The organism is Embleya sp. NPDC050493, assembly GCF_044458105.1.
Taxonomy (GTDB): Bacteria; Actinomycetota; Actinomycetes; order Streptomycetales; family Streptomycetaceae; genus Embleya.
This window is the reverse complement of the sequence record NZ_JBITHP010000001.1, coordinates 436,104-455,706: the sequence shown is the minus strand read 5'-3', so window position 1 is coordinate 455,706 and position 19,603 is coordinate 436,104. Positions and strand designations below refer to the sequence as shown.

18 protein-coding genes are annotated in these 19,603 nt (G+C 72.6%); 9 read left to right on the top strand and 9 right to left on the bottom strand.

Going from position 1 to position 19,603, the window contains the following annotated elements:
• The coding region (locus tag ACIBM5_RS01730; protein ID WP_396004867.1) for a GNAT family N-acetyltransferase at nucleotides 1-567 on the bottom strand (567 nt) is incomplete at its 3' end.
• A gap of 477 nt (nucleotides 568-1,044) precedes the next feature.
• On the opposite strand from ACIBM5_RS01730, the gene ACIBM5_RS01725 reads away from it, so the two are divergent.
• Together ACIBM5_RS01725 and ACIBM5_RS01720 are read left to right on the top strand one after the other, a co-directional pair.
• Nucleotides 1,045-1,428 carry an RNHCP domain-containing protein gene (locus tag ACIBM5_RS01725; protein ID WP_391582072.1) on the top strand — a complete coding sequence of 128 codons (384 nt, stop codon included), beginning with the start codon at nucleotides 1,045-1,047 and terminating at the stop codon, nucleotides 1,426-1,428.
• Nucleotides 1,429-1,430: 2 nt separating this feature from the next.
• The gene (locus ACIBM5_RS01720) at nucleotides 1,431-1,838 is read left to right on the top strand and encodes an RNHCP domain-containing protein (protein WP_391582071.1); all 408 of its coding nucleotides are present in this window, start codon (nucleotides 1,431-1,433) and stop codon (nucleotides 1,836-1,838) included.
• Between the two features lie 141 nt (nucleotides 1,839-1,979).
• On the opposite strand, the gene ACIBM5_RS01715 is transcribed toward ACIBM5_RS01720, so the two are convergent.
• Both ACIBM5_RS01715 and ACIBM5_RS01710 read right to left on the bottom strand, forming a co-directional pair.
• The gene (locus ACIBM5_RS01715; RefSeq protein WP_396004865.1) at nucleotides 1,980-2,750 is read right to left on the bottom strand and encodes a siderophore-interacting protein; all 771 of its coding nucleotides are present in this window, start codon (nucleotides 2,748-2,750) and stop codon (nucleotides 1,980-1,982) included.
• Complete coding sequence (locus ACIBM5_RS01710) at nucleotides 2,747-4,249, bottom strand: MFS transporter (protein ID WP_396004864.1); 1,503 nt, start codon at nucleotides 4,247-4,249, stop codon at nucleotides 2,747-2,749. The genes ACIBM5_RS01715 and ACIBM5_RS01710 overlap by 4 nt, the downstream gene beginning before the upstream one ends.
• A gap of 122 nt (nucleotides 4,250-4,371) precedes the next feature.
• On the opposite strand from ACIBM5_RS01710, the gene ACIBM5_RS01705 reads away from it, so the two are divergent.
• Nucleotides 4,372-5,283 (top strand): LysR family transcriptional regulator, encoded by a 912-nt coding sequence (locus ACIBM5_RS01705; protein WP_396004863.1) that lies wholly within the window; start codon nucleotides 4,372-4,374, stop codon nucleotides 5,281-5,283.
• A 64-nt stretch (nucleotides 5,284-5,347) separates the two neighbouring features.
• Here the strand turns inward: ACIBM5_RS01705 and ACIBM5_RS01700 are convergent, their stop codons facing one another.
• The 6 genes from ACIBM5_RS01700 to ACIBM5_RS01675 all read right to left on the bottom strand — a co-directional run bounded on the left by ACIBM5_RS01700 (nucleotide 5,348) and on the right by ACIBM5_RS01675 (nucleotide 14,096).
• Entirely contained in the window at nucleotides 5,348-5,800 is a 453-nt protein-coding gene (locus ACIBM5_RS01700; RefSeq protein WP_391582067.1) for a VOC family protein, read from the bottom strand.
• A 218-nt stretch (nucleotides 5,801-6,018) separates the two neighbouring features.
• Nucleotides 6,019-6,816: a PhzF family phenazine biosynthesis protein gene (locus ACIBM5_RS01695; protein ID WP_396004861.1), complete on the bottom strand. Its 798-nt coding sequence runs from the start codon at nucleotides 6,814-6,816 to the stop codon at nucleotides 6,019-6,021.
• Between the two features lie 5 nt (nucleotides 6,817-6,821).
• Nucleotides 6,822-10,538: a VWA domain-containing protein gene (locus ACIBM5_RS01690; protein WP_396004860.1), complete on the bottom strand. Its 3,717-nt coding sequence runs from the start codon at nucleotides 10,536-10,538 to the stop codon at nucleotides 6,822-6,824.
• Nucleotides 10,539-11,062: 524 nt separating this feature from the next.
• Complete coding sequence (locus tag ACIBM5_RS01685) at nucleotides 11,063-11,644, bottom strand: hypothetical protein (protein WP_391582064.1); 582 nt, start codon at nucleotides 11,642-11,644, stop codon at nucleotides 11,063-11,065.
• Between the two features lie 147 nt (nucleotides 11,645-11,791).
• Entirely contained in the window at nucleotides 11,792-12,589 is a 798-nt protein-coding gene (locus tag ACIBM5_RS01680) for a CPBP family intramembrane glutamic endopeptidase (protein ID WP_396004859.1), read from the bottom strand.
• A gap of 28 nt (nucleotides 12,590-12,617) precedes the next feature.
• Nucleotides 12,618-14,096, bottom strand: a complete 1,479-nt coding sequence (locus tag ACIBM5_RS01675; RefSeq protein WP_396004858.1) for a glutamate--cysteine ligase — start codon at nucleotides 14,094-14,096, stop codon at nucleotides 12,618-12,620.
• Between the two features lie 320 nt (nucleotides 14,097-14,416).
• On the opposite strand from ACIBM5_RS01675, the gene ACIBM5_RS01670 reads away from it, so the two are divergent.
• From ACIBM5_RS01670 to ACIBM5_RS01645, 6 genes are all read left to right on the top strand, one after another.
• Complete coding sequence (locus ACIBM5_RS01670) at nucleotides 14,417-15,235, top strand: polysaccharide deacetylase family protein (protein WP_396004857.1); 819 nt, start codon at nucleotides 14,417-14,419, stop codon at nucleotides 15,233-15,235.
• A gap of 250 nt (nucleotides 15,236-15,485) precedes the next feature.
• Nucleotides 15,486-16,718 (top strand): hemolysin family protein, encoded by a 1,233-nt coding sequence (locus ACIBM5_RS01665; protein ID WP_396005107.1) that lies wholly within the window; start codon nucleotides 15,486-15,488, stop codon nucleotides 16,716-16,718.
• A complete protein-coding gene (locus tag ACIBM5_RS01660; protein ID WP_396004856.1) occupies nucleotides 16,718-17,704 on the top strand; it encodes a hemolysin family protein in 987 nt (328 codons plus the stop codon). The genes ACIBM5_RS01665 and ACIBM5_RS01660 overlap by 1 nt, the downstream gene beginning before the upstream one ends.
• 221 nt (nucleotides 17,705-17,925) lie before the next feature.
• Entirely contained in the window at nucleotides 17,926-18,495 is a 570-nt protein-coding gene (locus ACIBM5_RS01655) for a hypothetical protein (RefSeq protein ID WP_396004855.1), read from the top strand.
• Between the two features lie 154 nt (nucleotides 18,496-18,649).
• A complete protein-coding gene (locus ACIBM5_RS01650; RefSeq protein WP_078978673.1) occupies nucleotides 18,650-18,850 on the top strand; it encodes a DUF5999 family protein in 201 nt (66 codons plus the stop codon).
• Nucleotides 18,851-19,012: 162 nt separating this feature from the next.
• The gene (locus tag ACIBM5_RS01645) at nucleotides 19,013-19,603 is read left to right on the top strand and encodes a TetR/AcrR family transcriptional regulator (RefSeq protein WP_391582058.1); all 591 of its coding nucleotides are present in this window, start codon (nucleotides 19,013-19,015) and stop codon (nucleotides 19,601-19,603) included.

Here is a 19,603-nt window from a genome sequence, read left to right as displayed (position 1 = left end):
GGGGGGGGGGGGGGGGGGGGGGGGGCCCCGCCCGCCCCGCCCGCCCCCCGGGGGGCGCGCGCCCCGCCCCCCCCCGGGGCGGGGGGCCCCCCCCGGTGCCCGGTCCACCGTCCGGCGGAACACCTGTCGCGAACCGCCTTCCGGGCCACGCTCGGCCGGCTCCGCGGCGACGAAGCCGAGCGACGCGTAGAACGCCCGGGAGCCGCCCTCGATCGCACCCGGGTGGTCCGCCCCGAAGGTGATCAACTCGATGGTGCCCGGCCCGCGCACGTACCGACGCGTCGCCTCCGCCATCAGCGCCCGGCCCACGCCGCGGCCCCGGGCGGCCTCGGACACCACCAGCCAGTGCACGTGATGCACCGGCGGTTCGGCGCCGAACAGCAGGCCGCCGAGCAGCCCGGGCCCCGAATCCCGCGGGACCACGAGTGCCAGGCCGGCGCCGATGTGCTCGTCCAGCGCGGTGTGGAATCCGGGCTCCTCCACCATCGGTCCGAACCAGTGCTCCACCTCGGCGGCCAGGGCCAGGAGGCCGGGCCGGTCCACCGCCTGCGCGAGTCTGACGATCATCGGACCAGTCTGGCAGGGCCGATCGGGCGGACCGGACCGGGCCGCGGCTCGGGTCGCGGTCCGGGACGGCGGCCTCGGGTCGTGGCACGGGCCTGGAGCTTGGGACTCGTGGCTCGCGTTCGCGGCTCGGGGCTTGCGGCTCGCTGCTCGCTGCTCGCTGCTCGCTGCTCGCTGACGAGTGAAAATCGTTGGCCCCGTCGCCGCGCCCGCTGTTACGTTCGCCCGGTCACGTCCGCGCAGCGCGGGCGGCCACCCTCATCGGAAATCAGGTGTTGATGCCCCTGTCCGCGCCGAGCGCGCCTCACCAGACCGTGGCCGGATCCGGCGTCGGGGATCCTCCCGACCGCCGCTGATCCTCCCGGTGGCCCCGCCGGCCCGTCCGCGTTCGCCGCGGCGGGTCGAGCCGACGGCCCCTCCCGAGAGCGCTCGGCGCTTCCTTGCTGTCTTCGCTTCCGCCTCCGGCAAGGAGATTTCCGAGTGTCCACCGGCAGCCACAACTCCGGTAAGCAACACACCGTCCCACCGCGCACCGACACCTTCGACTGTGTCCGCTGCGGCCTCACCGTGACCACCGTCGACCCGGCCGGCGGCCGGCGCAACCACTGCCCGAGCTGCCTGCACTCCCGACACGTCCTCGACCGGGTCGAGGGCGGACCGTCCGAGTGCGCGGCGCGGATGTCGCCGATCTCGATCGCGGTGCTGCGCAGCGGCGACTGGATGATCGTGCATCGATGCATCCGGTGCGACGAACTGACCTCGAATGCCATCGCTCCGGACGACAACCAGCTCATCCTGATTCGGATGGCCGTCCGGCCGCTGGCCCAACCCCCGTTCCCGCTCGAAGTGTTCGGGGAGTGGTGACGGTGGCCCGGCGCAAACCGGCGGACCGGCGCCCGCAGCGGTACAAGGACGTCACCCACGGACGGACCGGGCGCGGCGACGCCTTCCGCTGCGTCGGATGTCGGCTCGACGTGCCGTTGCTCGCGCCCGGTACGGCACATCGCAACCACTGTCCGCACTGCCTCACCAGCCTGCACCTCGATCGCCGCGTCCCGGGCGATCGGGCGGCCGACTGTCGGGGCCGAATGACCGTGCTGAGCATGTCGGTTCGGGCGGACGGCGAATGGCAGCTGATCCATCAGTGCCAGTCCTGCGGGGCACTGGGCGCGAACCGGATCGCCGGCGACGACAATCCGCTCGCCCTGATCCGGTTGGCGATGCGCCCGCTGACCGATCCGACCCGCCCGATCCGCGCTCTGCTCACGCTGTAGCGGAGCCCGACCGGGCGACCCGGGAGGCCGGGCGCCGGAACGGCCCCGGTGACGGACGCGCGGGCGCCGGTCGAGTCGACATCGACTCGACCGGCGCCCGAAGTCGGCCCGGCCACACCAAACGTGCCGGGCCGACCGTGGTCACTCCATGCCCGTCCGCCCCGGGGACCAGAAGGGCTTGGTGATCACCGAACGGCGGTCCCAGCCGTGGTCGGCGACGAGCCGGTCGCGGACCAGCTTGACCGTCTTCGCCTCGCCCGCCACATAGGCGATGCCCGGCGTCGCCGGCAGCGCCAGCCGGCCGACCGCCTCGGCCAGCGGCGCCGAGGACGCCGCCGACGCGTCGCCGCGGGTCAGCCAGGTGAGCCGCTCGGCGTGCGGCATCGGCAGCCGGTCGGCCTCGGTGGCGGTCTCGATCACCCCGTACACGTTCAGCGCCGGACCCACCGCCGCGATCATCGCGCCCAGCGCCACCGATGCGGTCTCCTCGCCCACGAACACGTGGTAGGGCGCGTCCGGACGCAGCACGAAGCCGCCCTCGGGTCGGCCGAACCGGACCCGGTCGCCGGGTCGCGCCGCCCGACCCCACGCGGCTCCCGGCCCCGGGCCGCCGTCGTGGTCCAGCACGCACAGGTCCAGCGTCCCGGCCGCCGGGTCGTGCCGCCACACCGAGTAGGTGCGCAGCAGGTTGCCCGGGCCCTGGCGCCAACCCGCGATCGAGAGCACGTCGTTCACGTGCACCCGGACCTGTTGCCCGGGTCGGCAGGCCAGGCCGCGCAGCGAGGCGTCGCCGATCCGGATCCGCCGCATCCGGGCCGCGATCAACTCGGTCTCCACGATCGTGCCGGTCAGGAACACCCGGTCGAGCAGCCTGCCCACCGGCCCACGTCGGCGACTCGTCGCCCGGTTCATGCGGCACCGCCCGACGCGATCGGGGCGGCCGAGACGCGCGCGCGATCCCGGTAGCCCATCGCGACCACCGCCGTGATCGCCAGCAGCAGGCCGCCGACGACCAGGAAACCGACCGACATCGCATCGGTGAACGAGTCCACGACGCGGGCGTGTTCCGCGCCCCGGGTCCGGGCCAACTCCACGGCCGGCTGACCGGAGAAGCGGGCGGCCAGGATGGTGCCGAACACGGCGACCCCCAACGCGGCACCGACCTCGCGGGCAGCGGTGTTCAACCCCGAGCCCAACCCCGACTGATGCGCCGGGAGTTCGGAGACCACCCCGAAGGACAGCGCGGGTGCGCACAGACCGGTGCCCGCCGACAGGATCAACAGGAACCCGGCGTACACCGCGTACGGCGTGTGTGCGTCCACGCTCGCCATGCACAGCAGCCCGATCCCGATCAGACTCAGCCCGAACACCACCAACGGGCGGGTTCCGTACCGCTGTTGCGCCTTGACCGCGACCTTGGGCGCGAGCGCCATGCCGACCGTGAGCGGGATGATGGCAAATCCGGTGCGCAGCGCCGAGAAGCCCTTCACGTATTGCAGGTACTGGGCGTTGATGAAGAACAGCGCGAACAGCCCGAAGAAGCTCGCACCGATGCCGAGCACGCCGGCCCGGAGCTTGGCGGACTTGAATACCCGCGGGTCGAGCAGCGGGTGCTCGGCGCGCAGCGCGTGCAGCACGAAGCCGACCAGCAGCAGGCCGCCCAGCCCGAAGCCGCCGATCACGTGGCCGGAGCCCCAACCGAACTCCGGGCCCTCGATGATCCCGTACAACACCGCGACCAGACCGGTGATCAGCAGTGCGGATCCGATCGGGTCGAGCGCCGCCGGGTGCGTTGCGGTACGCGGGGTGACCCGTTGCACGACCGCGGCGAGCACCGCGGCCGCGGGGACCATGATCCAGAACAGGCCCTGCCAGGGCAGGTATTCCTGGACCAGGCCACCACCCACGTTGCCGAGCAGACCGCCCAGGCCGACCGCGAGGGTCCAGGACGCCATCGCCTGCGGCCGACGCTCGGCCGGGAAGACGTGCATCAGGATGGACATGGTCGCGGGCATGATCAGCGCGGCGCCCGCGCCGGAGATACCGCGGCCGGCGATCAGCGTCGCCGAGTTCGTGGCGAGCGCGCTGACCGTGGCGCCGACGGCGAACACGCCGAGCCCGGCGAGCAGCGCGCCCTTGCGGCCGTAGCGGTCGCCGAGGGCGCCGGCCGGGATGAGCAGTCCGGCGAAGACGATCACGTACGCGTCGACGATCCACAGGATGTCGTCGGCGGACGGGTGCAACCGGGACGCGGCCAGTTGCGGAATGGCCAGGTTGATGGCGGCGACCATGCTCTGCGCGACCAGCACGCAGGCGCACATCGCGAGCAGCACGGCGCGCGACGCGCCGGCACGGTCGGGTTCGGGGCTGTCGGCGCGAGGCGCCGAGGTGGCCCGGACAGGCGTGGACATGGGTCCCCCAGGAGGAGCCGACTGACGGAAGAGGAAGTGGTGATGCGGGAACTGCGTGTCCGGACCCCTTCACCGTAGGGTGAGACGTCGATTGACTCCAGTGCATGTTCTGCATGGAAAGGATGCGTGTGACGCAATCGGGAATGGACCTCAATCTGCTCACCGCGCTGGACGCGCTCCTGGAGGAGTGCAGCGTCTCCGGCGCGGCGCAGCGCATGCATCTGTCCGAGCCCGCGATGAGCCGTACGCTCGGCCGGATCCGCAAGGCGTTGGGCGACCCGATCCTGGTCCGGGCGGGCCGCTCGATGGTGCCCACTCCGCACGCGCTGGCCATCCGGGCCGAGGTGCGCGTCATCGTGGAACGCGCCCGCACCCTGTTCACCGCCGCCGGCGAGGTGGATCTGCGCACCCTTTCCCGCACCTTCACCGTGCTCGCGCACGACGCCTTCACCGCGGCGTGCGCCGAGAAGCTGTTCGCGCGTGCGGCGCGGGAGGCGCCGGGGGTGCGGCTGAAGTTCCTCGGGGAGGGCTACGTCGACGCTCCGGCGCTGCGTGAGGGGATCGCCGACCTGGAGGTGGGCGTGATCGACACCGTCTCACCGGAGGTGCACACCGAGCACCTCTTCGACGACCGCATGGTCGCGTGCGTACGGGTCGGTCACCCGCTGCTGGAGGGGCGCTGCACCCCCGAGCGGTTCGCCGCCGCCGAGCATCTGATCGTCTCGCGCCGGGGCAAGCTGCACGGACCGGTCGACGCCGCGCTCGCCGAACTGGGCCTGACCCGCCGGGTGGTGGGCACCGTGCCGACCTTCCCGTCCTCGTTGTTCGTCCTCGGAGCCGGCGACCTGGTCGGCCTGGTCGCGGAGCAACTCACCACGATGGTCGCGGAGATGGGGTTGCGCACGTTCGAGGTGCCGCTGGACCTGCCGCCGTTGCCGATGGGCCTGGCCTGGCATCCGCGCAACAACGCCGATCCCGGGCATGCGTGGCTGCGCGGGTGCCTGCGCGACGTGATGACGGGGCTGACCGAGTGAGCGCACACGGGTCCCGCGCGGTCGGCCCTCGGGCCGCGGCGGTCCCACCCGGGTCCCGCGCGGGTCAACCCTCGAGCTTCATCAGTTCCACCCGGGTCCCGTCCGGGTCGGCCAGGAAGACCAGTTCGGTGGAGCCGGTGTCGCTGCGCAGACTGGCCCGCGTGTCGGCCAGGAGCGTGCCGCCGTACTCGACCAGGCGGGCCGCGGCGGCGTCCACGTCCTCGACGATGAAGGACAGGTGGGTCAGTCCGAGTTGGTTGCGCCGCCGCGACGGCTCGCCCAGCGGGTTCGGCGAGGCGTAGTGCAGCAGTTCCACGACCATGCCCGCCTTGGCGATCATCTGCGACACCAGGCGCACGTCGCCCTCGACCTCCAGGGTGTGCGCGACCTCGTTGCCCACGTCGTAGCGCACCACGGGGGCGAAGCCCAGGCCGTCGCAGTAGAACCGCATCGCCCGGTCCAGATCGGTGACGCACAGCCCCAGGTGGGATGCGTTGTAGCTGACGGCCTCGGACATGGTGCAGCTCCCGGCTCTACTGACGGTGTGTCAGGTCGGTTGGTGCCCGCACGCTAGCAACGGCGGGCGCAATGATCCACCGCCGTTTCCACCGATCCGGGCGGGTGCCGAGTCGAGCGCCGTCGCGTCGCCGAAGTCCGCCCCGCACGGCCCGGACCCGCGCGTCCCGACCCGCCCCGCCCGGACCCGCGCGGTCCCGCCGCTCGGCACCGACCCGCTCAGTCGGTGACCAGGTCTCCCTCCAGCACCGTGACCGCGCGGCCCGACAGCCGCACCCGATCGCCGACCAACTCCACGCCGACCGTGCCGCCGCGCGCGGACAGTTGCGCGCCGTTCATCCGCCTGCGGTCCAGCCGCGGCGCCCAGTACGGGCCGAGCACGCAGTGCGCCGAACCGGTGACCGGGTCCTCGGCGATGCCCACCGAGGGTGCGAACACGCGCGAGACGAAGTCGGCTCGGCCCTCGCCCGCGGCGGTGACGATCAACGCCCGGTACGGCAGCGCGGCGATCATCTCCAGGTCCGGGACCACCGCCCGTACGGCCGCCTCGGACGCCACCTCCACCAGCAGGTCGTCGCCGCCCGCAGCCACCCGGATCGGCTCGACCCCCAGGGCCAGGCCCAGGTCGGCCGGTACCGGCACCTCGCGCGGCGGCAGCGCGGGGAAGTCCAGGAGCACGCCGGAGCTGTCCAGGGTCGCGGTGAGCACCCCGCTGCGGGTCGCGAAGCGGATCCGCGAAGTGCTCGCCAGACCCTGCCCGAACAGCACGTGCGCCGTCGCCAGGGTGGCGTGGCCGCACAGGTCCACCTCGGTCTGCGGGGTGAACCAGCGCAGTGCGAAGTCCGCGTCGACGCCCGCGGTGGGCACCGCGAACGCGGTCTCGGAATGCCGTAGCTCGGTCGCGACCGACTGCATCCAGGCGACGTCGTCGACATGCGCGGAGTCGGGCAGACACACCCCCGCCGGATTGCCTCGGAACGGTCGATCGGTGAACGCGTCCACGACAAAAATCCGCATGCCGGTCACGGTACCCGGCGGCGGCGGACCCGGGGGCGTACCCACGACCACCCGAACCACACGGCGCCGGCGAACGCGAGCGTACCCAGGCCCACCAGCAGCCACGGCCACCAGCTGAGGTCCACCCGTTCGTCGCCCCGGTACAGCAGGTCGTCGCCGGACACCTCCGGCCGCAGTTCGAGTCGGGTGTCCGGGAGGTGCTCCTTGAACGACTCGGCCAGCGGGGTGCGCACCTCCCCGACCACGTGCGCCTTGGCCTCGTAGTGCCCGGCGTCCTTCCACATGCCGTCGGTGCGATGCGTGCGCGCGGCGAGGTTGACCGAGAAGTAGACGGGTCGGCCCGGCGCCAGCAGCGGCGCGCCGTCCTTGAGGCCGACCACCCCGACGCCGTCCACCCGCAGCCGGGTGACCTGGAGCGGGACCCGCGTCGTGGTCGCGACCAGACGCAGGCACAACTCGCGGCCCGAGGACAGGTCGAGCCGGGTGTTCGGCGGCACCGGTTGGAACGTGCGGCAGTCCAGCGCGTCCGGCTGCTCGGCCGGCGGCATCAACCACGTGGCCCGCACCCCGCCGTCCCTGTCCGCCGCCACGATCCGGGCGGCGCTGCGCAGTTGCAGGCCGACACGCGCCTGGGCCAGGCCGGTGCCCGGGTCGGCCGGGTTGTCCCGCAGGATGCGGGTGTCCGGCAGCACCCGCTGGAGCGCCGGTCCCGCGCCGGCGTCGCTCGCCAGGGGGATCGCGAAGCCCGTGACCGTGCGGCCCTCCTCGCCGAGCCGGTCGAAGTCCTTGCGCAGGTCCGGGCCGACCGCGTCGCGGGTCGCGTCCGAGAGCAGCAGCACCCCGTTCACCGAGTTCGGCGCGGACGTGCGCAGCACGGTCAGTGCCCGGTCGAGCGCGGCGTGCAGATCGGCGGGCTCCGCCTCCCGCCTCGGCGGCACGGTGCCCGCCGGGCCGCCCTCCGTCGGATCGCCGACCCGCGGGGCGGGCAACCGCGCGGCCATCGCGGCCGGATCGGTGACCGGCTCCAGGCCGTTGCCGTACTCGGTCGCGGTGGTGTCGAAGCTGATCAGCGAGACCCGGTCGGACGGGGTGAGCCGGCCCAGGAACGCGGTCATCGCGGTCTTGACCGCGGCGTAGCGACCGGTGCGGTTCATCGACTCCGAGGCATCCACCAGGATCACGTAGTTCGCGCCCTCGCGATCCGCGCCCAGGCTCGCGATCAGCCGCTCGGCGCCGTACGGATCGGGTGGTTCGGCGCCGACCGCCGCCGGCCGCGGGGCCGCCACCGAGTCGTGCGCGGGCACCGCGGCGCACAGCGCGATCAGGGTCAGGACCACCGCGACGGCGAGCGCACGCGGCCCTTCGCCGTGTTTGAGCGCGGCCCGCAGTTGTTTGAGGTGGCGACGGAACGCGTCGAACTCGTCCTGTTCGCGCTCGACGATCAACAGTGCGGCCTCCGGCCCCCAGCTGTGCGCGGCGATCAGGACCCGGATCGCCCGCAGTTCCTCGCGCGCCTGGGCCGGGGTCGGCCCACGGGCGGTCAGTTCGCGTTCCAGGTGGGGCAGCAGTCGGTCCCGCTCGCGGTCGCCGGCGCCGTGCCACCAGCGACCGACCTCGTGCACGTACAGGTCGCGGCGCGCACGGGCCGGGCCGTCGACGATCTCCGCCGCCCACACTCGGGCCACCGCTTCGGCGTCCGCCCCGCGCAGCGCGTCGCGGAACCAGCCGCTCGCGGCGCGCGCGGCCAGTTCCGGGCGGGCCCGGGCGACCGCGGCCCACCACGCGTTGTCCAGTCCGGGCAGCTCGGCGAGGCGGGGGTCGGCGAGCACCGCGTCCGCGACCGCGGCGGTGACCGCCGGGTCGCCGGCCCGGACCAGTTCGCCGAGCAGTTCGGCGGTGACCGGCACGGCCCGCAACAGTGCGGCGACCCAGCCGGCGAACCGCCCCTCGGCGACCGGCTCCCGGCGCAGCGCCAGCAGATCCGCCGCGACGTACGGCCCGTCCGTGGGCGCGCCGCCCAGCGCGAGCCGCAGCACGTCGGCGCGTACCCGGGCGGCGACCGGGGCCTGGGCACCCAGCGGAGTGCCCAGAAGCGCGGCCAGGCCCTGTGCGGCGGGGTCCGCGCGCCGGTCGGTGAGCGGGACCAGGGTCGGCCACAGGTCGTGCAGGACGGCGGCGATCGTGGCGGGGTCGGTGTGCCCGGCCACGCGCAGCGTGAACACCGCCTCGGCGCTCGGTATCTCGGCCGTCCGCAACCGCTCGCCCACCAACAGCGCGTATGGCGCGAGCCATTCGGGCGCCCGGTCGTCCCACGGCCGGATCACCTCCAGCCACGCGCGCAGATCCGGTCCCGAGGTGTCCAGGAGCCGGCGCAGCACCACCGGGTGGTTCCACAGCGCGTCGTAGAGCGCGGGCACGTCGGTGGTCGATGCCGGGCCCAGCAGTCGGCACAGGTCCGCGACCAGCGCCTCGGGCGAGACCGAGCCGCCGTCGACCCGGCCCGCGCCGTCCGTCGCCGCGTCCGCGCCGTGCGGGGCTCGCGGTTCGGTGCCGGCGGGCGGGGTGGCGCCGGCCAGGAGCGGCGGGACCGGGCCGAGCAGGACGTGGACGAGCCGATCACCCCGGCCGGCCGCCACCGCCGTGTTCCAGCCGACCGCCAACCCGGCCGGCCGGGCCCGCAGCGCGGCGGCCATGTCCCGGGTCACCTCGTCGCCGTCCTCCGCCCGCCAGCGCTCGGCGATCGGGGCCGCCAGCGTGGTGTCCCCGCACAGCAACCGGTCCAGCACGGACCCGGGGCGGGCCTCGACCGCGGGTGCCCGCGAGGCGGGGCCGGCCGCGGCGGCGCCCACGAACTCGGCGGCCGTACGCGGCGCGGCGCCGCCCGCGCCCATCCCGGCGGCCCGGGCTCCCGCCTCGGCGAGCAGCCCGAGCAGGTGGTCCCCGGCGGCGGGCGTGCCCGGTTCGTGCAGCGTCGCGAGGGCGGCGATCAGCGGGTCGAGCCCGACCCGGCGGCGCAGCGTGGTCAGTTCGCCCAGGTAGGCACGGGCGGCGGGCAGGTCGGGCAGGTCGGGCATGCCGTCCAGGGCCACCCGCACCGTGCCGGGCGCGGGCACCCGGCCGAAGGCCAGCCGTGGTCGCAGTCGCCCGGTGGAGCCCATCGAGGTCGCGAAGCGCAGGCCGGCGCGACAGCCGTACGGCAACAACGCGGCCACTCGGTCCAGGAGTTCCAATCGGCTCCGGGTGTCCAGGTGGTCCGCGCCGGTGATCACCACCGGGCCGGCCAGGACCGCCGCCGCCACACCCGCGAGCCATTCGAAGTCGTCCCCCCGCACACCGACCGCGCCCGGCGAGCCGGGCAGGCGGACCCGCAGCGGTCGCTCCCGGTCGGTGGGCAGTTCGATGCCGCGAAAGGCCAGCCACAGCGCGGTGTAGCCGGCCGCGGCGGCGGCGATCTCGGCGTACGGCGCGGTGAAGTAGCGGACCCCGTCCGCATCGCGCAGGGTCATCGCGACGAACGGGTCCTCGCGTCCGGTACTGGTCAGTCCCACCCACCCGGGCGGCGCGTACTCGTCGAGGGTGGGTCGCACCAGTCGTTCGAAGTGAGCCCGCCGTTCCGGCCCCGCGCTGCACGCCGGCACCCGACCGTCGTGGTACCAGGCCCAATGCGCCCGCAACGTGCCCGCGGTCTCGCGGGGGCGGTCGTGTCGGTCGGTCGCGTCCACGTGAACCTTTCCGTGCGCGGGGTGCCGGTCGAGGGCCGGGGGCAAGGGTCGGCCCGGTCGCCGGCGGTTCGGCCGGGCGGCCCGGGGGGCGGCGGCGGAAGGGACAGTCGTTCCGCCGATTTCGGTTGTTCCCCGGGAACCGTCGACATGACCCCCTCGGGCCCCATGTTCTGCGGATGCGCCCCGGATCCGGGCGCGACGCGCCGGCTCCCCCGTCATCCGCGCCTCGTCCTCGGTCCGTCCGCGAGCGAGGTCCGGACGCGGGACGCCCGGTTCCGCCGGGATCGGGCATGCGGCGGTCCGCGGTCCGGGTCGGGTCCACCGCGCGGGTCGCCTCGCGCGGGCGCCGATCCGGAACCCGACGGCGATCGGCTCGCGCGCACCCGTCGCGGGCACGAGGCTTGCGGGCACGAGGCGGATCGTGCTCGTGGGCTCCCCCGGATACGAGGTCGATCCGCCCCGGCCCGCCGTACGCCGATGAACCGACCGACGGGGTCACCCGCGGTGCTGCCCCGATCGAGCCGTCAACCGGTGCACGCGGGTACCTGTTTGCTCAGGTCCCCACCGCTCTCCAGGTAGATCGCGGGCACGAAACCGGTCTTGCCCTCCACGTCGATCTGCGCCCAGGTGCGACTGGAGGAGCCCGCGTAGTAGGCGATCGAGCCCTCCGCGTGGCAGTTCGCCCGGACCTCGGTGCCGGTCTTGATCTGCACGACCTTGTCCGACTGGTACGACGTGCCCTTGTACATCACCAGTCGGCCGCCGGTGTGCACGGTCGCCGCGACCGAACCGGGCCGGGGCCCGGCGGCGGTCTGCCCGGTACCGGAGGTGGCCTTGCCGGTGCCGGAGCCGGTCGGGTTCGGCGACCCCGACGAGCTCTTGCTCGAACCGGCGCCGGCCGTCTTGGTCTTCTTGTCGCTCGAACCGCCGCCGTCCACCGTGAGCAGTGCCACGAAGAAGACGATCACCAACAGGATCAGCCCGCCGACCACCATCAGGATCCGCACCGGATGCCTACTCAGCGCGTGCAGTCCGAACCGCCCGCGCGGCGGCCCGCCGATGGGCGTCGGTGTGGAGAAGAACTCCACCCGCCTCCGGTTGTCCATACGACCCCCTGCGTCCCCGCGTCGCCCGATATGCACCTGTCCGTGACGAACCCCTCTCGGAGAGGTCTGCCCACATTGACCATCAGACACCAACGACGGGTCCGAGACGTACCGACGAGTCCATAAATCGATCGCCGTCGACGGACCCTAGGGCGTCGGGACCCAGTCCACCCGGCCGGCGAGCAGCACGTAGCCCACGAACGCCACGATGTCGATCAGCGCGTGTGCCACCAGCAGCGGCATGACCCGGCCCCAGCGCTTGTACAGCAGACAGAACACGACGCCCATCACGACGTTCCCGAAGAACCCGCCGATGCCCTGATACAGGTGGTACGAGCCGCGCACCACCGCGCTGATCGCCACCGCCCCGACCCACGGCACCTCCAACTGGCCGAGCCGGCGCAGCAGATAGCCGAGGACGATCACCTCCTCCAGGGCCGCGTTCTGGATCGCGGACAACACCAGCACCGGGATCCGCCACCACACGTCCGGCAGCGTGGTCGGCACCACGGTCAGGTTCGCGCCCGCGGCATGCGCGCCCAGGTACAGCGCCAGCCCCGACCCGCCGATCGCCGCCGCCACGCCCGCCCCGCGGCCCAGGTCCCACCACGGCCGGGTCCGGTCGACCCCGAGCGCGCGCAACGAGCCGCCCTCGCGCATCAGCAGGTGCGCGACCAGGAACACCGGCACCAGCGCGGTGGCGATCCCGAACAGTTGCCAGGCCAGGTCCAGCCACGGTCGATCCGCCGCCCGCGAGCCGTTGAGCACGGCGGCCTTGTGTCCCAGGCCGCCGGGCGCGGTCAGCGAGCCGAGGAACGAGATCAACGAGGAGACCCCGGATGCGCCCAGGGACAGGGCCAGCACCAACACCACTTCCGAGCGCAGCACTCGGCGCCGGGGCACGGCGGGGGTCTCGACGGACTCGGGCTCGGTGATCACCCGCACACGTTACCGAGCGCGGATAAGCCCGCCGTCAGCCCACGGGCCACGTGTGCACGGCGTCCCCGCCGCGCATGTGCTCGGCGTAGCGCAGGGTCATCGCGCGCAGGGCCTCCAACCGGTCCATGCCCTTGGTGTCCCGATAGTGGTGGTACTGCGCGCTCTGCCAGGTGGCCCCGTTGGTGCGCAGCAGGCAGCGCTGCTCGATGATGCCCAGGTACTCGTCCCGCTCACGCGGGTCGATCCCCCACCGGTCCAGGCCCTCGTAGGCGCGCGGCAGCAGGTCCTCCAGCACCAGTTCGGTGACCGGCACGGTGCCGTGGCCGGGCCAGTTCAGTCGTGCGTCGATGCCGTACCGGGCACCGGCGTGGAAATTCTCGGTGGCGACCTCGAACGGCATGCGTTCCCAGACCGGATGCTCGTCGTCCACCAGCGAACGCACCACGCCGTAGTAGAAGGCCGCGTTGGCCATGATGTCGACCACGGTCGGCCCGGCCGGCAACACCCGGTTCTCCACCCGCAGGTGCGGCTTGCCGCGGGCCACGTCGTAGACCGGGCGGTTCCATCGGTAGATCGTGCCGTTGTGCAGCTTGAGTTCGCGCAGGTGCGGGACGTCGCCGCGATCCAGTGCCTCGATCGGGTCCTCGTCGTCGCAGATGGGCAACAACGACGGGAAGTACTTGAGGTTCTCCTCGAACAGGTCCACGACCGAGTCGATCCACCGTTCGCCGAACCAGGTCAGCGGTCGTACGCCCTGCGCGATCAGCTCCTCGGGCCGGGTGTCGCACGCCTGCTCGAACAGGATCGGGCGGGTCTCGCGCCACAGCTCGCGGCCGAACAGGAACGGTGAATTCGCCCCGATTCCGCACTGCACCCCGGTGATGGATTGCGCCGCGTTCCACAGCGGACCGAAATTCCTCGGAGTGACCTGGAGGTGGAACTGCACGGACGTACAGGCGGCCTCGGAGACAATCGTGGTGGCCGTCGTGTCGAGCCGCTCGACACCCTCGATATGCAACCGTATGTCCTCGCCTCGGGCGTTGAGGATCTGATCGTTGAGAAGGGTGTATCGGGCGTTGTCGGATATGGTCTCGAACGCCATGTGCGCATCGGTCAGGGTCGGCAGAATGCCGATCATCACGATCCGCGCTTCGAGTTCCGCGGCCTTGCGGTCGGCGTAGTCCAGGCTCGTGCGCAGTTCCTCGACCAATTCCGAGAACACCGGCCCGGTGAGCCGATGCGGCGGAATGTTGACCTCGATGTTGAACAGTCCCAGCTCGGTCTGAAAATCCGGGCTGGCGATCCGCCGCAACACCTCGGCATTGCTCATCCGCGGTCGACCCGCGGCGTCGGCCAGGTTCAGTTCGATCTCGACGCCCATGAGCTTGCGGGCGCTCTCGAACCGGTCCTCGTCCAGCATGCGTTGCAGCGTTTCCAGACAGCGGCGCAACTTGTGCCGGTATCGCTGCCGATCGGATCGGCAGAACTCGGTGACCTCGACCTTTTCGCCCATGAATGCCCCTCCCTCGTGAACCCGGCTCCCGCGGAGCCGGTCGAGTGGTCGCAATCCGGTACCTGTCGGATCGGGACGACCTGATCGTTCCCGCCGACGTTCTCCCAAACCGATGCATCGGGCCGACATTGGGAACATTACCGATCGACCGTGACGAATCACAGGGGAACCGCAGGGCCGGCAAACACGTCACTGATCACATCGAGAGCGCACCTGCCGGCCGATCTTCAAGGCTTGCCGGAGATCACCTAGGGTGTGCTCTTGCCGTGACGGGCGTAGCGAGATTCGTGGGGGTTGCCGTGCGGGAGTTGGTTCGGGCGATGCCCATACAGGGACTGCGTTTCCAGATCGTGGTCACAACGATCTCGATACTCGTCTGCGCTGCCCTGATCTGGAATGTCGGCAATGCCGGCCGATGGTCGGAGGCGGCCGCTTCGCCGCAGGCCGCGAAAGCGCCCAAGGAGATACAGGCCCCGCCGCTGCCGCCGGGCAACCCCAACGCCCGGGAACCGGCCACCCCGCCCGCCGCGCCGCCGCCCCCGGTGGATCCCACCCTGGTGTCCAAGGTCAAGGGCGAGGGCAAGCTGGTCGCGCTGACCCTGGACGACGGGCCGTGGCCGGAGTGGACCGACAAGGCCCTCGGGCTGCTCGCCCGCTACGACGTCAAGGCCACCTTCTGCATGGTGGGCCAGCAGGCCAAGGACCATCCCGACCTGGTCCGCAAGGTGGTCGCCGCCGGCCACGGGCTGTGCAACCACACCATGACGCACGACATCAACCTCAAGAAGCGCACGCCGGACGAGATACACGGACAGATGCAGCAGACCCTGGAGTGGATCCACCAGGCGTCCCCGGGCACTCCCGTGCGCTGGTTCCGCGCGCCGGGCGGCAACTGGTCCGACGAGGTGCGTCAGACCGCCGCGTCGCTGGGCATGGGCTCGTTGCACTGGACGGTGGACACCAACGACTGGCAGAAGCCGGGCGTGGACAAGATGCTCCAGAACGTGCACGGCCAACTGGGCCCGCGCGGCGTGATCCTGTGCCACGACGGCGGCGGCGAACGCAGCCAGACGATCGCCATGCTGGAGCGAATAATCCCCGAACTCAAGTCCGCCGGCTACACCTTCGTCATCCCGTAACCACCCGCCACACCCCCCGAGCCACAACGCCGACCTTCGCACCCACCCGAGCCGCCGACCCGTCCGGCGTTCGAGGACAACTCCCGAGCCACCGAACGCGCGACGGCAACCTCCACCGCCGACCCGGCCCACGCAAACCCCCGCGCACCCCGCGCCCGAGTGCATAGGCCGCCCGCCCACCGGGCATGTGTGCGAGGCCCGCTCACCGCGCCAACCGGGAGGCCGCCCGATCGACGCCGCTTTGGCCATCGTGCTGCTCGTGCTGCTGATCGCCGGCAACGGCATGTTCGTCGCCGCCGAGTTCTCCCTGGTCACCGTCGAGCGCGGCGAGGTGGCGGCCCGGGCCGAGGCAGGCGATCGGGGCGCGGGCCGGGTCCTGAGCGCGCTGCGCACCCTGTCCTTCCAACTGTCCGGCGCCCAGTTGGGCATCACGCTGACCTCGCTGATCGCCGGCTACCTCGCCGAGGCGGCCTTCCGGCTGCCCAGGTTCGCCGCCCTGGTCCTGGCCTCCGGGTTGCAGATGGTGCTGGGCGAACTCGTCCCCAAGAACGCCGCGATCGCCCGCCCGCTGGGCGTCGCCCGCGTCGCGGGCCCGTTCCAGGTCGGCTTCTCCCGGCTGTTCCGGCCGCTGATCGTATTCCTCAACGGCTCGGCCAACTTCTTCGTACGCAAGCTCGGCATCGAGCCGCAGGAGGAGTTGGGCTCGGCCCGCTCGCCCGACGAACTGGCCCAACTGGTCCGGCACTCCGCCCGTGCGGGAGCGTTGCCCGCAGGCACCGCCCGGGTGCTGCACCGGGCGCTGCGCTTCGCCGACAAGCAGGCCGCCGAGGCGATGACCCCGCGCACCGAACTGGTCACCCTGCCCGCGACCGCGTCGGTGAGCGAACTGATGGACACCGCCCGCGCGTGCGGCCACAGCCGAATCCCGGTCCGCGGCCAGGATCTGGACGAGATCGTCGGCGTGGCGGTGCTGCGCGACGCGCTGCACGTGCCGGCCGCCGAACGGGCGCGCACCCCGCTCGCCCGGATCGCCCGCGCCCCGGTCCTGGTGCCGACCTCGCTCGACCTCAAGCGGGCGGTCGAACGACTGCGCGAGGGCCGGACCCAGTTGGCGATCGTGGTGGACGAGTACGGCGGCACCGCCGGTGTGCTCACCGCCGAGGACCTCGCCGAGGAGTTGGTGGGCGATCTCGCCGACGAGCACGACCCGGCGGACGAGCCGGACGCGCCGCCGCAACGGCTGCCGAGCGCACGCGTGTTGCGGTTGTCCGGCCTGCTGCGCACGGACGAGGTCGAGGAGGCCAGCGGCTGGCGGCTGCCGGACGGCGACTACAACACGCTGGCCGGGCTGATCCTGGCCCGGCTGGGTCGGCTGCCCGCGGTCGGCGACCACGTGGAGGTGGACGGCCGGCGGCTGACCGTGGTGGCGATGGACCGGCATCGGATCGACGAGGTCGAGCTGCGGATGGAGGCCGACTCCTGATGGGCGACTTCCTGCTCTCGCTGGTCCTGCTCGCGGCCAACGCCTTCTTCGTCGGCGCCGAGTTCTCGGTGATCTCGGCCCGGCGCACCCGGATCGCGCCGCAGGCCGAGGCGGGCTCGCGCCGGGCGGCGATGGTGCTCACCGCGATGGGCCGGCTGTCCACCATGCTCGCCGCCGCCCAACTGGGCATCACCGTGGCCTCGCTCGGCCTGGGCGCGGTCGCCGAACCCGCGCTGGCGCACGCCGTGGCCGTTCCGATCGAGGCGATCGGGTTGCCCGCCGGGGCGGTGCACCCGATCGCGTTCGTGCTCGCGCTGGCCGTGGTGGTGTTCTGCCACATGGTGCTCGGCGAGATGGTGCCCAAGAACATCGCCCTGGCCGGGCCGGAGGAATGCGCGCTGTGGCTGACCCCGCCGCTGTTGCTCTTCGCCCGGCTGACCGCGCCGATCCTGTGGCTGCTCAACCACGTGGCCAATCTGTTCCTGCGCGCCTTTCGGGTGCGGCCGGTGGACGAGGTGCGCAGCGTGTACACCGCCGAGGAACTCCCGGCGCTGCTCGCCGAGTCGCGCGAGCACGACCTGCTGGACGTACGCGAGCACGATCGGCTGGCCGGCGCACTGGCGCTGCACTCCAGCCCCGCGGCCTCGGTGATGCGGCCGTGGACCGACGTGGTGGCACTGCCCGGACCGGTCTCGGCGGCGGCCCTGGAGGAGGCCGCGGTACGCACCGGCCTGTCCCGCTTCCCGGTCCTGGACGCGGCCGACCGGCCGGTGGGCTACGTACACGTGCTCGACGTGCTGGCTCCCGAGGCGGACGGTTCGGTACCGGTCTACCCCCTCGTCACGGTCGACCCGGATGCCACGCTCACCGCCCTGTTGGCCCGCATGCGCGGCTCCCGCTCCCATCTGGCCCTGGTCGGCGAACCGGACACGGTGCCGCTCGGCCTGGTCACCCTCGACGACGTGATGTCCTCGCTGTTCCCCTGATCGAGATCGTTCCAAAAGGTCTTCAAACGGGTGTCAGTTCGCAATACACCGTTACTTTTCGGAGCCGTTTCGGTACAATGCGCTGACCGGCCCTGCCGGGTCCCTCTGTACGCCGCCGGGTCGTCCCCCGGCCGGATACCCGGTTCCCCACAGCACAGCGCCGCTTTCCCCTCCCCGGATTCTCCGGGTTTTTGGACTCTGCATCGAAATGAGGCGGTCTCATGGTCCTGCGTGTGCCCGAGGCTCCCGAGTCGGCCCGCCGAGCGGCCCGAGCCGTGCTTGAATCCCGCGCGTTGCTCCCCGCCGACTGCCGCGCCGATCAAGCCGCGCTCACAGCCGGATTCCCGCACCGCGTCTTCGAGATCGACCTGCTCGACCTGGTCGCGGATCAGGGCGTACGCAGCGCCCGCCCGGTGGGTTGGCGCTGGCTCATGTGGTCCGGCGACGTGGTCGTCGGCGGCATCGAGGTGCGCCCCGGCCCGACCGGTCACGGCGTCGGTCGATTCGTCGAGGGACCGTTCACCGTGGCCACCGCACCGGCCGCCGCCGCGGCCCGGGCGCTTCCGCAGACGCTGCTCCGCCGCGACGAGGCGCGCCTGCTGAACGTGCCCGGGATGTACATGGTCGCGCTGTGGTTGGCCGACGAGGCGGGCGGTGTGGACCTGCTGATCCCGCTCGCGCCGGCGCCGTGCGGCGTGCAGGCGCTGCGCTGCTACACCGCGGCGGAACTGGCCGCGGTGCTGGCCGCGCGCACCCGCCGGCCGGCCGCCGTGGGGGCTCCGGACAGCTGATCACACCCGACCGTTCACACGTGTGGTCACATCTTGGGCGCAGTCGGGTGAGAACTGCGAGAAGTCCTGCGCGCGGGCCTTCGGAGGCGGACACTGTGAGCTGCCGGGCAAGGCTGCCCGACGCGCTCCGCGCAGACACCGAGAAGGTACGAGGATGTGCCAGCACCGACCGCATTGCCCACCGGCGGACAGCCCCGATCGTGAGGCCGCCGCCGTTGTGGCCGCTCATTTCGAACAGGGATGGAGCCTGCTGTGCAACGGCGTCGTCCTGTTCGAGGACACGGGCGAACTGCTGCCGGACGGACGCACCATCGCCCCGCACCGGCCCCGAGTGGGGTTGGTTTCGGCGGCCTGATCCGTTCGCACGGCCCAACGAGCCGGAGGTCACCTCGGAACGACCTCCGGCTCTTGCCTGCCCGGGGCCGGTCGGGCCGCCTTCCCGATACAGTCCGAGCGGCAACATGCGATCTGCGGCGACACGATGTCGGGCGCGACGACGACTGGGAGTTCCATCCCCATGGGCACTGGCGGCACCCCTCGGCCCGGTCGCCCGCGTGATCCACGCACCGACGAACTGATCCTGGCCGCGGCCCGCGAGCTGGTCGCCGAGCAGGGCTACAACCGGGTCAGCATCGACGCCGTCGCCCGCCGGGCGGGCGTGACCAGGCCGACCGTGTACCGCCGCTGGCCCTCGAAGGCGCACCTGGTGCACGAGGCGGTCTACCCGGCCCGCGAGATGAGCTTTCGGCCGCTGCCGCACGAGGACTTCGCGACCGGCGTACTGCGCTTCGCCGAGGCCGCGCTGGAGTCGTTCCGTCGCCCGGAGACCGCGGCCGCGGTGCCGGGGCTGCTCGCCGAGTACCGCGACCAGCCCGAGCTCAAGGAACTGCTCGTGGCCCGAATGGATCCGGTCCGGGCGATCTTCCGGGCCTTCGTGGCGGACGCGGTCGCACGCGGCCAGGCCCGCCCGGACGTGGACGCCGACCTGCTCTTCGAATCGCTCAGCGGCGCGTTGATGTTCGGCGTCCTGGGCAGCGACCTGGCCGCCAAACCGGGGTTCGCCGCGTCGGTGGCCCACCTGCTGACCCATGGCGCGGCCCGCCCCTGA

Bases quoted from the DNA above. Each gene is read 5' to 3' on its own strand.
- ACIBM5_RS01715 (WP_396004865.1), bottom strand. From the start codon at position 2,750: ATGAACCGGGCGACGAGTCGCCGACGTGGGCCGGTGGGCAGGCTGCTC.
- ACIBM5_RS01710 (WP_396004864.1), bottom strand. From the start codon at position 4,249: ATGTCCACGCCTGTCCGGGCCACCTCGGCGCCTCGCGCCGACAGCCCC.
- ACIBM5_RS01705 (WP_396004863.1), top strand. From the start codon at position 4,372: ATGCGTGTGACGCAATCGGGAATGGACCTCAATCTGCTCACCGCGCTG.
- ACIBM5_RS01700 (WP_391582067.1), bottom strand. From the start codon at position 5,800: ATGTCCGAGGCCGTCAGCTACAACGCATCCCACCTGGGGCTGTGCGTC.
- ACIBM5_RS01695 (WP_396004861.1), bottom strand. From the start codon at position 6,816: ATGCGGATTTTTGTCGTGGACGCGTTCACCGATCGACCGTTCCGAGGC.
- ACIBM5_RS01685 (WP_391582064.1), bottom strand. From the start codon at position 11,644: ATGGACAACCGGAGGCGGGTGGAGTTCTTCTCCACACCGACGCCCATC.
- ACIBM5_RS01675 (WP_396004858.1), bottom strand. From the start codon at position 14,096: ATGGGCGAAAAGGTCGAGGTCACCGAGTTCTGCCGATCCGATCGGCAG.
- ACIBM5_RS01670 (WP_396004857.1), top strand. From the start codon at position 14,417: ATGCCCATACAGGGACTGCGTTTCCAGATCGTGGTCACAACGATCTCG.
- ACIBM5_RS01660 (WP_396004856.1), top strand. From the start codon at position 16,718: ATGGGCGACTTCCTGCTCTCGCTGGTCCTGCTCGCGGCCAACGCCTTC.
- ACIBM5_RS01655 (WP_396004855.1), top strand. From the start codon at position 17,926: ATGGTCCTGCGTGTGCCCGAGGCTCCCGAGTCGGCCCGCCGAGCGGCC.
- ACIBM5_RS01650 (WP_078978673.1), top strand. From the start codon at position 18,650: ATGTGCCAGCACCGACCGCATTGCCCACCGGCGGACAGCCCCGATCGT.
- ACIBM5_RS01645 (WP_391582058.1), top strand. From the start codon at position 19,013: ATGGGCACTGGCGGCACCCCTCGGCCCGGTCGCCCGCGTGATCCACGC.